Annotated in this window: 11 protein-coding genes; 7 read left to right on the top strand and 4 right to left on the bottom strand. The window is 75.5% G+C overall.

All coding sequences use genetic code 11. The features are described from left to right. The 3 genes from ACR807_RS26895 to ACR807_RS26905 all read right to left on the bottom strand — a co-directional run. Positions 1–849, bottom strand: an 849-nt coding sequence (locus ACR807_RS26895; protein ID WP_438924207.1) for an SDR family NAD(P)-dependent oxidoreductase, incomplete at its 3' end; no start/stop codon positions are given. Beyond that, on the bottom strand, positions 846–1,511 hold the full coding sequence (locus ACR807_RS26900; protein WP_438924208.1) for a carboxymuconolactone decarboxylase family protein: 666 nt from the start codon (positions 1,509–1,511) through the stop codon (positions 846–848). The genes ACR807_RS26895 and ACR807_RS26900, both read right to left, overlap by 4 nt. Before the next feature lie 7 nt (positions 1,512–1,518). Next, positions 1,519–2,835: an ABC1 kinase family protein gene (locus tag ACR807_RS26905; RefSeq protein ID WP_438924209.1), complete on the bottom strand. Its 1,317-nt coding sequence runs from the start codon at positions 2,833–2,835 to the stop codon at positions 1,519–1,521. 287 nt (positions 2,836–3,122) lie between these two features. Between ACR807_RS26905 and ACR807_RS26910 the strand changes: the two genes are divergently transcribed. After that, positions 3,123–4,004: a maleylpyruvate isomerase family mycothiol-dependent enzyme gene (locus ACR807_RS26910; protein WP_438924210.1), complete on the top strand. Its 882-nt coding sequence runs from the start codon at positions 3,123–3,125 to the stop codon at positions 4,002–4,004. 59 nt (positions 4,005–4,063) lie between these two features. On the opposite strand, the gene ACR807_RS26915 is transcribed toward ACR807_RS26910, so the two are convergent. Next, positions 4,064–5,128, bottom strand: a complete 1,065-nt coding sequence (locus tag ACR807_RS26915; RefSeq protein WP_438924211.1) for a cobalamin-independent methionine synthase II family protein — start codon at positions 5,126–5,128, stop codon at positions 4,064–4,066. Between the two features lie 318 nt (positions 5,129–5,446). Here ACR807_RS26915 and ACR807_RS26920 point away from each other — a divergent pair, with 318 nt between their 5' ends. The 6 genes from ACR807_RS26920 (at position 5,447) to ACR807_RS26945 (ending at position 14,789) form a co-directional block, all read left to right on the top strand. Continuing rightward, complete coding sequence (locus tag ACR807_RS26920; protein WP_438924212.1) at positions 5,447–11,281, top strand: type I polyketide synthase; 5,835 nt, start codon at positions 5,447–5,449, stop codon at positions 11,279–11,281. Between the two features lies 1 nt (position 11,282). Then, positions 11,283–11,741, top strand: coding sequence for an acyl-CoA thioesterase (locus ACR807_RS26925; protein ID WP_438924213.1), 459 nt, complete (start codon positions 11,283–11,285; stop codon positions 11,739–11,741). Beyond that, positions 11,738–12,241, top strand: coding sequence for a flavin reductase family protein (locus ACR807_RS26930; protein ID WP_438924214.1), 504 nt, complete (start codon positions 11,738–11,740; stop codon positions 12,239–12,241). Before ACR807_RS26925 ends, ACR807_RS26930 begins: the two co-directional genes overlap by 4 nt. Before the next feature lie 23 nt (positions 12,242–12,264). Next, positions 12,265–13,299 carry an SDR family NAD(P)-dependent oxidoreductase gene (locus tag ACR807_RS26935; RefSeq protein WP_438924215.1) on the top strand — a complete coding sequence of 345 codons (1,035 nt, stop codon included), beginning with the start codon at positions 12,265–12,267 and terminating at the stop codon, positions 13,297–13,299. 70 nt (positions 13,300–13,369) lie between these two features. Next, on the top strand, positions 13,370–14,281 hold the full coding sequence (locus ACR807_RS26940) for a hypothetical protein (protein WP_438924216.1): 912 nt from the start codon (positions 13,370–13,372) through the stop codon (positions 14,279–14,281). 25 nt (positions 14,282–14,306) lie between these two features. Then, the gene (locus ACR807_RS26945; RefSeq protein WP_438924217.1) at positions 14,307–14,789 is read left to right on the top strand and encodes a hypothetical protein; all 483 of its coding nucleotides are present in this window, start codon (positions 14,307–14,309) and stop codon (positions 14,787–14,789) included. The last annotated feature ends 3 nt before the right edge of the window (positions 14,790–14,792 follow it).

Genomic DNA, 14,792 nt, shown 5'->3' on the forward strand with positions numbered 1-14,792 from the left:
GGTGACGAACGCCTCCCAGGCCCGGTCGCCGAAGATCGCCCGCTGCGGGCCCAGCAGCCGCACCGGGATGCCGATCCGGTAGCGGATGCGCGGGTTCGGGGCCGTGATGGCCTTCTCGACCACCTCGGCGACCTTGCCCGAGCGGATCGAGGTCCGGCCCCGGCCCTTGGGGTTCTCCACCTCGCGGTAGGCGCCGTGCCACTCGACGAACCGCCGCCAGAAGTCGGCGTACAGGTCGCTGTCGGTGGCCAGGTCCAGGTCACCGACCGTGGTGGGCACGAAGGAGCCCAGGATCGGCGACGGCTCGATGACGACCACCTTGATGCCCCACGGCGCCACCTCCAGCCTCAGCGAGTCGCTGATGGCCTCCAGGGCGTGCTTCGTCGCCTGGTAGTAGCCCCGGCCGGGGGTGGCGAACAGGCCGAAGATCGACGACATCATGACGACGCGCCCGGACCGCTGCTCGCGCATCCCCGGCAGCACGAGCTGCGTCATGCGGGACAGGCCGAAGAAGTTCGTCTCGAACTGCCGCCGCACCTGCTCCAGCGGGGTCTCGCCGATGGTGCCGTTGAGGCTGTACGCGGCGTTGTTCACCAGCACGCCGACCGAGCCGTGCTCCTCGGTGACCCGCTCGACCGCGGCGACCATCGACTCCTCGTCGGTGACGTCGACCCGCAGCGTGGTGATGCCCTCCTCGGCGAGGTCCTTGAGCCCGTCGAGGGCGCGCCCGGTGGCGTAGACCGGCCGGCCGGCGCGGTGCAGGCGCAGCGCCGTGGCGCGGCCCGTCCCGGAGGACCGGCCGCCCGAGGAGTTGACCCCGGTGATCAGGACCGCGCGCGACGGGCTCACCGCTCGCCCCCGGCGGGCACGCCGCCCTGCTGCCCGGCCTCCTGCTGCTTGGCCTCCTGGGGCACTTCCTGCTGGGGCACTTCCTGCTGGGACACCCTGCTCGCCGCCACCGACAGGCCCAGGCCGAGGCCGTCGACCATGCGGGTGATGAAGTTGAACATCGAGGAGGTGAAGAACGCCTCCAGCAGCTCCTCCGCCGTCCAGCCCGCCGCCAGGGCGCCCTGCCAGTCCTCGTCGGTGACCTTGTACGCCTCGCGGCTGAGCTTGGTCAGCAGGCGCAGCAGCACCTTCGTGCGGTCGTCCACCGGCAGGTCGTCGGCGGTCGTGGCGGACTCGACGGCCTGCGCGATCTCCTCCGGCCCGCCGAACGCGCGGTAGAAGAAGTTGTGCGTGCCGACGCAGTACGGGCACTCGTTCACCTTCGAGGTCCAGGCGGAGATCAGCTCCCGCGTCTGCCGGGGCAGCACGCCGCCGAGGTACATGCCCTTGTACCCGGCCACGACGGCCTCCAGCAGGTCCGGCCGGGTGGACGTGAGGCGGAACATGTCCGGCACGAACGGCAGGTTGGTCGCCTGCTTGATCTCCTCGTACAGCTCGGCGAGGCGGCCCTCGGCCTGGTCCTCGGCAATCAGCGGCACCCGGACGTGGGTGGTTGCGTCCATGCTCGACTCACCTTTCAGCAGTGGTTTCGGCAGCGCGTGGGGTGTTGCGGCGGCGCAGGACCGGTACCGCCTCCGCCTGGAAGTCGACGTCGGAGTCGAACCCCTTGACCATCCCCTCGATGACCAGCAGCGACAGCAGGGGGAAGGCGAACTCGGGTGCGGGGAACAGGCCGAACCGGCGCTGGAGGTCGAACAGCCGCCCGGCGAAGCGCGCGAGGTCGAACTCGCCGGACCGCGCGCCGGACGTCTCCGCGACCAGCTCCCGCAGCCCGGTGCGGAAGCCCTCCAGGTCGCTGTCCGCGGCGACGTGCGCGGCGCTGTCGATGACGATCTGCCCGCACATCCAGCCGTCGCCGAGCGCCATGTTGATGAAGAAGTCCGCGAACGACCGGCGCACCGCGTCGGGCAGGCGGATCACGAAACCCGCGTCCAGCACCACGAGGTGCGCGCGGCGGTCGAAGTACAGGTTGCCGGGGTGCAGGTCGCAGTGCACCACGCCGTCGACGAACAGCATCTCGTAGATGGCGGCCAGCACCGCGCGCACGACGGCGCGGCGCGTGTCGGCGTCCAGCTCGCCGGGCTCGAAGCGGGTCAGGTCGGGGAGGTACTCCATGACGACGGTCTCGTCGGTGCACAGCTCGGGCAGCGGCTCCGGGATGCGGACGTTGTCGAACCCGGCCAGGTTGGCGCGCAGCGCGGCGAGCGCGTCGGCCTCGGCCCGGAAGTCCAGCTGCCGCAGGACCGCGCCGCCCACCTGGGCGTGCATGAGCTTGAACGGCATCCGGCGCAGCCGGGGCAGCGCGCCCAGCGCCGTCATCGCGGCGGCGGCCAGCGCGAAGTCCCGGCGCATGACGCCCGCGATGCCGGGGCGGCGCACCTTGACCGCGACGCGCCGGCCGTCCAGGGTGACCGCCTCGTGGACGGTGGCGATGCTGCCGCAGGCCACCGGCTCCCAGTCGAACTCCCGGAACGGCCACGGCCGGTCCCGGTAGGCGCGCCGCACGGCCCGCTCGACGCGGCGTCGGCGCGGCGGGGAGGCCGAGTCGGTGAGGCGGGCCAGCGGCGTGGTGACGGACTCGGGCAGCAGGTCGCGCCGCGTGCTCAGCAGCTGGCCGATCTTGGTGTAGGAGGGGCCGAGCCGGGTCAGCGTCCGCACCCAGCGCTCGCCGTCGCGCAGGCCCGGGCCGCCCGCGCCGCGCCGCAGGCGGGCGGTGACCGCCGACGCGCCGACGGCCAGGGCGTGACCGAGCACGACCGCGCCCACCCACGACCCGCGCAGCACGAGGCCGGGCAGCCGGAGCAGGCGACCGGTGAACGTCGTCAAGATCGCCCCCTGTGTGTCCTGAGGTGCTCGCGGTGGCGGAGCGCCACCCGGTTCGATCGTCGGGGGACGGGCGGCGGAGCCACTACTCCTCCCGTGCTCGTGGGCGTCGACCGCCGACGCGGGTGCTCCGACGCGGGTGCTCCGACGCGGGTGCTCTGACGCGGGTGCGCCGGCGCGGGTGCTCTGACGCGGAGGGCAACGGGGGAGGTGCGCGGGCCGGCGCGGGACCGGCACGCTGGCCCACGTCGGAGAGTCGGAGCCCGGGACCCGGGCGGGGAGGCGGACCGATGGGGAACTCACCCGGACCCGGCACGCCGGCGGCGAGCCGCGTCACGCCCGAGCGGTGGGCGACGGCCCGTGCCGCCGTCCGCGAGGCCGGCGAGCGGTTCGCCGACCTGGTCGCGTCCGCACCCGACCCGGGCGCCCGGGCCACCGAGCACTGGACGGTCGCCGAGACGGCGGCGCACGTGACCGGCATCGCCTGGAACAACACCGCGGTCGTCGCCGACGGCGCGAAGAGCTTCCCCATCCCCGAGGTCCGCCCGCGCATGGCGGGCGCCACGCTCGACACGCTCGCCACCGAGGTCAACCCAGTGCAGCTGGCGAGCTTCACCGAGCGCGACCCGGCCCGGCTGGCGGAGCTGCTGCGCGCCTCGGTCGCGGAGCTGCTGGACACCACCGCCGACGCCGACCCCGAGCGCGTGCACGGCTGGCTCGGCGGTTCCCGGCTGTCGCTGGCCGGCGTGTTCGCGCACCTGGCGAACGAGCTGCTGGTGCACGGCCACGACGTCGCCCGCGCGACCGGGCGGCCGTGGCGCGTGCCCGACGAGCACGCCGCGCTGTTCGTCGACCTGTTCCTGGTCGACCTCACCCGGCACGGCTACGGCCGCCTGCTGGACGGCCGCCCCGTGCGCCCGAGGCGGATCGCGGTGCGGTTCCACTCCGACCACACCGTCCCGCTGGTGATGGTGCTGGAGGACGGCGTGGCCAGGGTGGAGGAGCCGGGCGCGGACGTCGACGTGCACCTCCGGTTCCGGCCGGCCGAGCTCGACCTGGTGCTGTTCCGGCGGAGGAGCCGGGCGCGGGCGGCGTTGAGCGGGTCGCTGGTGGTGTGGGGGCGGCGCCCGTGGCTGCTCCCCGCCTTCCTGCGCAAGCTCCGCATGCCCTGACCCCCGCCGCCGCCGTCCGCGCGGCGGCGGCGGGTGCGGTCGGGGCGCGTCCGCGCCGGTCAGGCGCCGAGCGCGGCGGCGGCCAGCCGCGTGCCCTCCACCCGGGCGGTGATCTTGGCGAACGCGGTGTCGCGCGAGGTGGACGTGTCGTCCGCGAACGGCGCGAACCCGCAGTCGTCGCACGTGCCGAGCCGGCCCGGCGGGATGAACTCGGCCGCCTCCAGCACGCGGTCGCGCACCTCCTCGGGCGTCTCCACGCGCGGGTCGATCGGGTCGACGACACCGACGAACACCACGGCGTCGGCGGGCAGGTGGTCGCGGATCACGGCCAGCACCCGCCGCCGGTCGGGCTCGCCGGCGAGCTGCACGTAGAACCGGCCCGCCGGCACCGCGAACAGCGTCGGCAGCAGCTCGGCGCAGTCGACGTCCGCGCTGTGCGTGGAGTCCTGGTCGCCGCCGGGGCAGGTGTGCACGCCGATCCGGGCGCGCTCCCCGGCGGAGAACCGCTCCAGCACGGCGGCGTGCAGGGCGGTGAAGTCCCGCAGCAGCCCGCCGGACGGGTCGAGCTTGAGCGACAGCCTGCCCTCGGTGAAGTCCATCTGCACCGAGTCGGCGCCCGCCGCCAGGCAGGCCGCGACGTCGGCCGCCGTCTCGTCCACCAGGTCGGCGAGGAACCGCTCGCGCGGGTAGCCGTCGAGACCGCCCGCCGGGTAGAGCAGGCTCAGCGCCGACGGGGCGATGACGGCCTGCTTCACCGGCAGGTCCGTCAGCCGCAGGGTGGCGCGCAGCTGGTCGACGGCGTGCGCGGCGTACCGGAACGGCCCGCGGGTGAGCACCGGCAGCTGCCGGGTGTGGCCGTCGGCGAACGGGATCACCGCGCCGTCGGGCGACAGGTTCGGCAGGCCCGCCAGCGGGTAGGTGACGAAGCTCGGCTTGTCCTGCTCGCCGTCGGTGACGACCGGGGACCCGGTGGCCTCCATGCGGCGCACCGTGTCCTCCAGCGCCGCGTCGACCAGCTCCCGGAGCGCGGCGTCGTCGATGCGCCCCTCCGCGTGCTCCCGGTGGCCGCGGATCAGCTCGGCGGGGCGGGGCACGCTGCCGATGGGTTCGGTGGGGATGGGCACGGGTGTCCTCTCGTCGGGTCCGCACAGCATCCCGGCCGGGCGGCCGGAATGCTTCTCCGGAATTGCGCACCCGGCACGCGCGCTTCGGACAACCGCACGGTGGCGGCCGGGTCCGGTGAGCGGCCACTCGGAAAAACAAATCACGCTGTTATTCTAAAAGCGCAGGTCAGAGGGCACATCCGGAGAAGCAACGCCGTCCTCGCGTCCGGCACCATCGGTTGGCGCGCATTCCCGGAACCGCCGTTCGTGCGTTCGACGCATTTCCGCACAACGGCATTCCTCAGACTGGAACCCGATGGTCACGGAGACGGTGAAAGCATGAGCAGTGAGCGGATCGCAATCGTCGGGATCGGGTTGCGCTACCCCGATGCCGGTTCCACCGGGGAGCTCTGGGAGAACGTCCTGGCCGGGCGACGGGCCTTCCGCAGGCTGCCCGACGAACGGATGAACCGGGCCGACTACTACTCCCCGGACCCCGAGGCGCCGGACCGCTTCTACTCCGCGATGGCGGCGGTGCTGCGCGACTTCGAGTTCGACCGGGTGCGCTACCGGGTGGCGGGCAGCACGTTCCGCGCCACGGACACGACGCACTGGCTGGCCCTGGACGTCGCCGCGCACGCGCTGGCCGACGCGGGCTTCCCGGACGGCGAGGGGCTGCCGAGGCGCACCACCGGCGTCCTGTTCGGCAACAGCCTGACCGGCGAGTTCTCCCGCGCCAACATCATGCGCCTGCGCTGGCCCTACGTCCGGCGCACGGTCGCCGCCGCGCTGACCGCGAAGGGCTGGCCCGAGGACGAGACGGCGGATTTCCTGCGCGACCTGGAGGTCCAGTACAAGGCCCCGTTCCCGCCGATCGACGAGGACTCGCTGGCGGGCGGCCTGGCCAACACCATCGCCGGCCGCATCTGCAACCACTTCGACCTGCACGGCGGCGGCTACACCGTGGACGGCGCGTGCTCCTCGTCGCTGCTGTCGGTCGCCACCGCCGCGAAGTCCCTCGTCGAGGGCGACCTGGACGTGGCGATCGCGGGCGGCGTCGACCTGTCGATCGACCCCTTCGAGGTCATCGGCTTCGCCAAGACCGGCGCGCTGGCCCGGCGCGAGATGAAGGTCTACGACAAGGACTCCAACGGGTTCTGGCCCGGCGAGGGCGCGGGCGCGCTGGTGCTGCTGCGCGAGGACGACGCGCTGGCCAGGGGCCTGCGCGTGTACGCGACCATCGCCGGGTGGGGCCTGTCCTCCGACGGCAAGGGCGGCATCACCCGCCCCGAGGCGGAGGGGCACCGCCTGGCGCTGCACCGGGCCTACGGCCGCGCCGGGTACGGCGTGGAGACCGTCTCCTACTTCGAGGGCCACGGCACCGGCACCGCGCTGGGCGACGAGACCGAGATCGAGGCGCTGTCCTCCGCCCGCCGCGCCGCCGACCCCGCCGCCCGCCCGGCCGCGCTGAGCAGCGTCAAGGGCAACTTCGGGCACACCAAGGCGGCGGCCGGCGTCGCCGGGCTGATCAAGGCCGCGCTGGCGGTGCACCACCAGGTCATCCCGCCGGGCACCGGGCAGTACGACCCGCACCCGAAGCTGACCGCCGACGACGCCGTGCTGTACGTGCCGCGCGAGGCCGAGCTGTGGCCGGCGGACCGCCCGGTGCGCGCCGGCGTGTCCGCGATGGGCTTCGGCGGCATCAACACCCACATCGCGCTGGAGGCCGCGCCCGACGCGCCCCGCCGCGACCGGCTCGACGAGCGCACCACCGAGGTGGTCGCGGGCCGCCAGGACGCCGAGGTGCTGCTGTTCGACGCCGGCGACCGCGCGACGCTCAAGGCCCGGCTGGCGGAGGTCGCCGCGCTGCTGCCGAAGCTGGCGTTCGCCGAGCTGGGCGACCTGGCGGCGGCGCTGGCCGCGCGGCTGACCGGCGCGCCGCTGCGGGCCGCCGTCGTGGCCCGCGCGCCCGAGGAGGCCGAGCGCGGCGTCGGCAGGCTGATCGACGCCGCCGACCGGGGCGCGACCGTTCTCGACGCCGTCGACGGCGTGTTCCTCGACGACCGGCCGGAGGCGCCCCGGGTGGCGTTCCTGTTCCCCGGCCAGGGGTCCGGGCGCGGCGCGGTCGGCGCGGTCCGGCGCCGCTTCGCCGCCGCCGAGGAGGTCTTCCGCGACGCGGGCCTGCCCACCGGCGGCGACCAGGTCGCCACCGAGGTCGCGCAGCCGCGCATCGTCGCCGGCTCGCTGGCCGCGCTGCGGGTGCTGCGGGAGCTGGGCGTGGAGGCCGACACGGCCGTGGGCCACAGCCTCGGCGAGCTGACCGCCCTGCACTGGGGCGGCGCGCTCGACGCGGGCCGCGTGCTGCGGCTGGCCGTCGAGCGCGGGCACGTCATGGCGAACGCGAGCCGCGGCGGTGGTGCGATGGCGGGCCTCGCCACCGGGCCGGAGCGCGCCCTGGAGCTGGCCGCCGGCGAGGACGTCGTGGTCGCGGGCTACAACGGTCCCGCGCAGACCGTGCTGTCCGGCCCGGCCGAGGCCGTGGACCGGGTGTGCGCGGTGGCCCGCGCCGCCGGCGTGCACGCCACCCGCGTGGCCGTCTCGCACGCCTTCCACTCGCCGCTGGTCGCCCCGGCGGCCGAGGCGATGGCCGAGCGGCTGCTCGACTTCGACCTGGGCCGGCTGATCCGCCCCGTGTACTCCTCGGTCACCGGCGGGGTGCTGGCGGCCGACACCGACCTGCGCGCGCTGCTGCGCGACCAGATCACCCTGCCGGTCCGGTTCCACGAGGCCGCCGCCCAGGCCGCCGCCACCGCCGACCTGGTCGTCGAGGTCGGTCCCGGGCGCGTCCTGACCGGTCTGCTGGAGCAGATCGCCCCCGGCAAGCCCGTGCTGGCCGTGGACACCGACAGCGCCTCCCTGACACCGTTGCTGACCGTCGTCGCCGCGGCCCACGCGCTGGGCGTGCCGGTTCGCACCGACGCCCTGTTCGGCGACCGGGTCGTCCGCGACCTGCCGCTGGACGGCGCGATGACGTTCCTGGCCAGCCCCTGCGAGACCGCGCCCGCCCTGGACGCCGCCCTGCTGCCGACCGAGCCGGCCGAGACGGGGGGCACCGCCGTGCCCGCCGGGACGTCCGGGTCCCCGGCGGGCGGTGGCGAGTCCACCCTGGACCTGCTGCGGCGGCTCGCCGCGGAGCGCGTGGAGCTGCCGCTCGACGCCGTCACCGCGTCCACCCACCCGCTGGACGACCTGCACCTCAGCTCCATCACGGTCGGCCAGCTCGTCAACGAGGTCACCCGCGGCATGGGCCGCCCGGCGCTGGAGGCCACGCCGAACTTCGCCACCGTGCGGCTGGGCGAGCTGGCCGAGCTGATCGACGAGCTGGCCGCCACCGCGCACGACGACGAGCAGGCCGCCGGCGAGGTGCCCGGCGTGGCGCCGTGGGTGCGCCCGTTCCTGGTCCGGCACGTCGAACGCCCGCTCGCCCCCGTCGCGCCCGCCGCGCCGGGCGACTGGTCGGTGCACGCGCCCGAGGGGCACCCGCTGGCCGGGCCGCTGGCGACCGCGCTGCCCGGCGACGGCGTGCTGCTGCTCCTGCCGCCGGAAGGCGGTGACGCGCACGTGGGCCTGTTCCTGACGGCGGCGCGCGACGCGCTGGCCTCCGGTCGGCGGCTGGCGGTCGTGCAGCACGAGCTGGGCGCGTCCGGCCTGGCCCGCACGCTGCACCTGGAGGCCCCGCACCTCCCGGTGACGGTGGTCGACCTGGCCCCCGGGCCCGCCGGCGACGCCGACGCGGTGGCCCGGGTCGTCGCCGAGGTGGCCGCGACGACCGGCTTCTCCCAGGTCCGCTACGACGCCGACGGCACGCGGACCGTGCCGGTGCTCACCGCCGTGCCCCACACCGCCGTGCCCGCCGCCGGCACGACCGGCACCGGCACGACGGGCACCGGCACGACCGCCGCCGGCACGAGCGGCACACCGCTGGAGCCCGGCGACGTCCTGCTGGTCACCGGCGGCGGCAAGGGCATCACCGCAGAGTGCGCCATCGCCATCGCCGGCGACTCGGGCGCGTCCCTGGCCCTGGTCGGCCGCGCCGACCCGGAGCAGGACGCCGAGCTGGCCGCCAACCTGGCCCGGATGACCGCCGCCGGCATCGCGCACCGCTACGAGCGCGCCGACGTCACCTCCGCCGAGCAGGTCGCCGCCGCCGTCGAGCGGTTCCGCGAGGAGCTGGGCGAGGTCACCGCCGTGCTGCACGGCGCGGGCCGCAACGAGCCCCGCGCGCTGACCGGCCTGTCCGAGGAGGACTTCCGCGCCACCCTCGCCCCGAAGACCACCGGTCTGGAGGCGGTGCTGTCCGCCGTGAACGCCGACCGCGTCAAGCTGCTGATCACCTTCGGCAGCATCATCGGCCGCGCCGGCCTGCGCGGCGAGGCGCACTACGCCACGGCCAACGACTGGATGACCGAGCTGACCGTCCGGTTCGGGCGGGAGCACCCGGCGGCGCGCGTGCTGGCGCTGGAGTGGTCGGTCTGGTCCGGCGCGGGCATGGGGGAGCGGCTGGGCGTCGTCGAGGCCCTGGTGCGCGACGGCATCACGCCCATCTCCACCGACGCGGGCATCGCCGTGCTGCGCGAGGTGCTGGCCGACCCGGAGGTCGGTCCCGTGCTCGTCGTCTCCGGCCGCGCCGCCGGGCTGCCCACGCTGGAGCAGGAGCGCGCCGAGCTGCCGCTGACCCGGTTCGTGGACCGCGTGGTGGTGCACTACCCGGGCGTGGAGCTGGTCACCGAGGCCGAGCTGTCCGACACCAGCGACCCCTACCTGGGCGACCACCTGCTGGAGGGCGACCTGCTGTTCCCGGCGGTCATCGGCATGGAGGCGATGACCCAGGTCGCCGCCGCGCTGACCGGGCACGACGCGCCGCCGGTGCTGGAGGACGTGCGGTTCCTGCGGCCGGTGGTGGTGCGGCCCGGCGGCACGCTGACCGTGCGGCTGGCGGCGCTGGCCCGCGGCGCGGGGACCGTGGACGTGGTCATCCGGTCCGAGGACACCGGGTTCTCCGCCGACCACTTCCGGGCCCGGCTGCGGTTCCCGCGACCGGAGGTCCCCGGCGAGCCGGTCGACGGGGCCGCCGCGCTGCCGCTCGTGCCGGTCGACCCGGTCACCGAGCTGTACGGCTCGGTGCTGTTCCAGGGCAAGCGGTTCCAGCGCCTCCAGGGCTACCGGCGGGCCTCGGCCCGGCACGCGGTGGCCGAGGTCGCCACCGCGCCCACCGCCTCCTGGTTCGCCCCGTTCCTGCCGCAGGACCGGCTGCTCGCCGACCCCGGCACGCGGGACGTGATGATGCACGCCATCCAGTGCTGCGTGCCGGACGCGACGCTGCTGCCGGAGAGCGTGGAACGGCTGTACCTGGCCGCGCCCGGGGACCAGCTCGCCGAGTACGTCGTCCTGGACGCCCGCGAGCGCGCGCAGGACGGCGACAGCTACACCTACGACCTCGACGTGCGCGACCCGGAGGGGCGGCTCGTCGAGCGCTGGGAGGGCCTGGTGCTGCGGGCCGTGCGCAAGCGCGACGGCGCGGGACCGTGGACGCCGACCATGCTCGGGTCCTACCTGGAGCGCTCCCTGGAGCGCGTCCTGGGCGGCAGCCGCGCGGTCGTCGTCGAGCCCGACCCGACCGACGCGGTGCCCGGGCGGCGGGCGCAGACGGCGCTGGCGCTGAGCCGGGCGCTGGACCGGCCGGTGGAGGTCCGCTACCGGCCCGACGGCAGGCCCGAGGTCGACGGCGCCGCGGTGTCCGCCTCGCACGGCGCGGGCCTGACGTTCGCGGCGGCGGCGGCCGGCGGTGCGCTCGCCGTGGACGTCGAGACCGTCGTGCCGCGCGGCGCGGACGACTGGGCCGGGCTGCTGGGCGGCGACCCGCTCGCCGTGCGGGACCTGCTCGCCGCCGAGGCGGGCGAGTCCCCGGACGTGGCCGGGACGCGGGTGTGGGGCGCGCTGGAGTGCCTGCGCAAGACCGGGTCCACCACGCAGGCGCTGACCGTCGACCGGGTCCACCCGGACGGCTGGGCGGTGCTGTCGACCGGCGACGCGCGGGTCGCCACCTGGGTGACCACCGTGGACGGCCGGCCCGAGCCGGTGGTGTTCGCGGTGCTCGTGGGCAAGGAGGACTGACGTGACCAGCTACTACGAGATCCGCCACACCGTCGGGTTCGAGGAGACCAACCTCGTCGGCAACGTGTACTACGTGAACTACCTGCGCTGGCAGGGCCGCTGCCGGGAGATGTTCCTCAAGGAGAAGGCCCCGTCCGTGCTGGACGAGGTCCGCGACGACCTCAAGCTGTTCACCCTCAAGGTCGAGTGCGAGTTCTTCGCCGAGATCACCGCCTTCGACGAGCTGTCGGTGCGGATGCGGCTGGAGGAGCTGACCCAGACGCAGGTCCAGTTCAGCTTCGACTACGTCAAAATCACCGACGGCCAGGAGGTCCTGGTCGCCAAGGGGCGCCAGCGGATCGCGTGCATGCGCGGCCCGAACACCGACACCGTGCCCGCCCGGGTGCCCGAGGACCTGCGCCGGGCGCTCGCGCCCTACGCCGGGGCACCGGTGCTCGCGCGCGCCGGGCTGGGGGGATGACCGTGCGGCAGTCCGCGTCCACGATGGAGCAGACCTCGCTGCGGGAGGCCATGTCCCTGTTCGCGACCGGGGTCACCGTGCTGGCGGTCGGGGGCGAGCACGTGCACGGCATGACGGCCAACGCCTTCACGTCCGTGTCGCTGGACCCGCCGCTGGTGCTGTGCTGCGTGGCCCGCTCGGCGGTGATGCACCGGGCGATCGACGGCGCCGGGCGGTTCGCGGTGTCCATCATGGGCGCCGACCAGCGCGACACCGCGGAGTACTTCGCGGACAAGCGCAGGCCGCTCGGGGCCGAGCAGTTCGACGCGGTGGAGTGGCTGGAGGGGCCGCGCAGCGGCGCGCCCCTGCTGTGCGGCGCCCTGGCCTGGCTGGAGTGCCGGCTCGTGCACCGCTACGAGGGCGGCGACCACACCATCTTCGTCGGCGAGGTGCTCGACTGCCGCCGCGGCGCGGGCGGCGGGGCGCTGCTGTTCTACGGCAGCGCGTTCCACCGGGTCTGACGTCGAGCGGGAGGAGCGGGACCGTGCTGGTGACCGTCACCGGGGGAACCGGGTTCGTCGGGGCGCACACGGTGGCGGCGCTGGTGCGCGCCGGCCACCGGGTCCGCCTGCTGGTCCGCGCGACCGGCGCGGTGGACGCGGCTCTTCGGCCGCTGGGGGTGCCGCCCGGCGCGGTGGACGCCGCGGTGGGCGACGTGACCGACGAGCGGTCGGTCGCCGCGGCGGTGCGCGGCGCGGACGCGGTGGTGCACGCGGCGTCGGTGTACTCGTTCGACCGCCGCCTGCGCGCCGCCGTGCGGCGCACCAACGCCCGGGGCACCGGGGTGGTGCTCGACGCCGCCCGCCGCGCCGGGACGGGCAGGGTCGTGCACGTGTCCAGCACGGCGGCCCTGTTCGGCCCCGGCGTGCGGGTGATCGGCGACGACTCGCCGGTGGGCGCACCGCGCGAGCCGTACGCGGCGAGCAAGGCCGCCTCGGAGGAGATCGCGCGGCGGCACCAGCGGGAGGGGGCGCCGGTGGTGGTCAGCCGACCGCCGGCCCTCCTCGGGCCGCACGACCCCAAGCTCGGCGACCAGGTGCGGCGGCTGCGCGACACCCTGCGCGGCATCATGCCGGTGTGGCCCGCGGGCGGCCTCCAGATCGGCGACGTGCGGGACACCGCGGCGCTGCACGTCGCGCTGCTCGACCCGGGCGTCACCGGGGCGCACTTCGGCCCCGGCCACCACCTGACCACCCGGCAGTACGTGGCGGAGGTCCGGCGGGCCTCGGGGCGCGCGCTGCCCGCGGTGTTCCTGCCCGCCGCGCTGATGGCGCCGGTGGGCCGGCTCACCGACCTCGTCCAACCCCTCTGGCCGTGGCACGTCCCGGCCGAGCACGAGGCGATCGCCACGGTCGGCGCGGCGGTCCGCGTCGACCCGGCGGCGAGCACGCTCGGCCTCGCGCCCCGGCCGTTCGCCGACACCGTCGCGGACACCGTGCGGTGGCTCGCCGAGACCGGGGCCGTGACGCCCCGGCAGGCGGGGGAGCGCGCCGGCCGCAGGACAGCACACCGGGAGTAGCACCACCCGTGCGGCCCGGCGGACAGTGGGTCCGCCGGGACCACCGGACCGAACCAGCGAGGTGAACGCCGTGGCCCACGTCCGAACCGACGTCGACATCGACCGCCCCGTCCGGCGGGGTCGGCTGATCGCGGGCAGCGCCGCCGCCGGGGTGCTGCTCGCCGTCCTCTGGTCCTACGAGTTCGTCGACCACGTGATCGGCGCGAACGTCGCCGGCGCGCTGCTCGGCGAGGACGCCGCCGCGGTGTCGATCGCCGGCACCGCCTCGGGCCTGGTGTTCGCGTTCGTCTCCGGGCTGGCGGGCACGTTCACCGCGTGCAACATCGCGATGGCCGCGTCCCTCGGGCCGATGGGCCAGGCGTCCGGCGCGACGACCGGCGCGGTGAAGCCCCTGCTGCGGCCCCTGGGGCTGTTCACGGCGGGCATGGTCGGCGTGTCGGCGCTCTACGGCGCGGTCGGCGTGCTGGTCGGGCCGGGGCTGCCGCAGCTGTCGTCCGCCACCGTAGGGTCCGTGCCGGTGCGCCTGCTCCAGGCGTCCGTCGTGTTCGGCGTGGTCGGCCTGGCCCTGGCCCTGCTGGGCCTGGCCTCGCTCGGCGTGGTCCGCGACCCGTTCCGCGACCGGCCCGCGGCCCGCGTGGTGGTGCTCGGCGTGCTGGTCGGGGCGTTCCTCATCGGACGGCCCTACCCGTTGTTCATCAAGCTGTTCCGCTCGGCGGTGGAGTCGGGCAACCCGCTCTACGGCGCGGGCGCGTTCGTGCTCCAGTCGGTCGGCAACGTGCTGCTGGCCGTCCTGGTGCTCGTCGTGCTCGCCCTCGTGACCCGGGGCCGGTTCCCGCGCTGGTCGGCGGGCGGTTCGCGCCGCACGACCGCGGTCAGCGCCGGGCTGCTCATCGCCCTCGGCGTCTTCCTGCTCGTCTACTGGGACCTGCGCGTGCCGTCGCTGTTCGGCTTCGGCTGGTTCCCCACCATGCCCTACAACTGACGCCCCCCGGACGAAGGAGTCGACCGTGCCCGCGACAACCGCTGCGCCCACGACCACCGCCGCGCCACCGGGCGCCGCACCGGCCTCGCGCGTCCGCCACGGCGCGCTCGCCGGGCTCGCCGGCGGCCTGGTGTTCGGGCTGCTGATGGCCGGGCTGGGGACGCTGCCCCTGGTCGGCCTGCTGGTCGGCGTCGACAACGCCGTCGTCGGCCTCGCCGTGCACCTGGTGGTCTCGGCGGTCGCCGGCGCGCTGTTCGGCGTGCTGAGCGGGAAGCTGCCCGACGCCGTGGTGCCCGTCTACGCGCTGAGCCTGCTCTACGGGGTGGCGTGGTGGGTCGTCGGCGCGCTGCTGGTCATGCCGCTGTGGCTGGGCGTCACGGCCGACCCGGCGATGCGCGACCTGGTGTTCGTGGTCGGCGACGCCCAGTGGGTCAGCCTGTTCGGCCACGTGTTCTTCGGCCTGTCGACCGGCGCGACGCTGCTCGTGCTGCGCGGCCATGCCCGGTAGCGG

Origin of the sequence: Saccharothrix sabaoui, from assembly GCF_051756985.1 — a bacterium.
Taxonomy (GTDB): Bacteria; Actinomycetota; Actinomycetes; order Mycobacteriales; family Pseudonocardiaceae; genus Actinosynnema.

Bases quoted from the DNA above. Each gene is read 5' to 3' on its own strand.
- ACR807_RS26930 (WP_438924214.1), top strand. From the start codon at position 11,738: ATGACCGTGCGGCAGTCCGCGTCCACGATGGAGCAGACCTCGCTGCGG.
- ACR807_RS26900 (WP_438924208.1), bottom strand. From the start codon at position 1,511: ATGGACGCAACCACCCACGTCCGGGTGCCGCTGATTGCCGAGGACCAG.
- ACR807_RS26920 (WP_438924212.1), top strand. From the start codon at position 5,447: ATGAGCAGTGAGCGGATCGCAATCGTCGGGATCGGGTTGCGCTACCCC.
- ACR807_RS26910 (WP_438924210.1), top strand. From the start codon at position 3,123: ATGGGGAACTCACCCGGACCCGGCACGCCGGCGGCGAGCCGCGTCACG.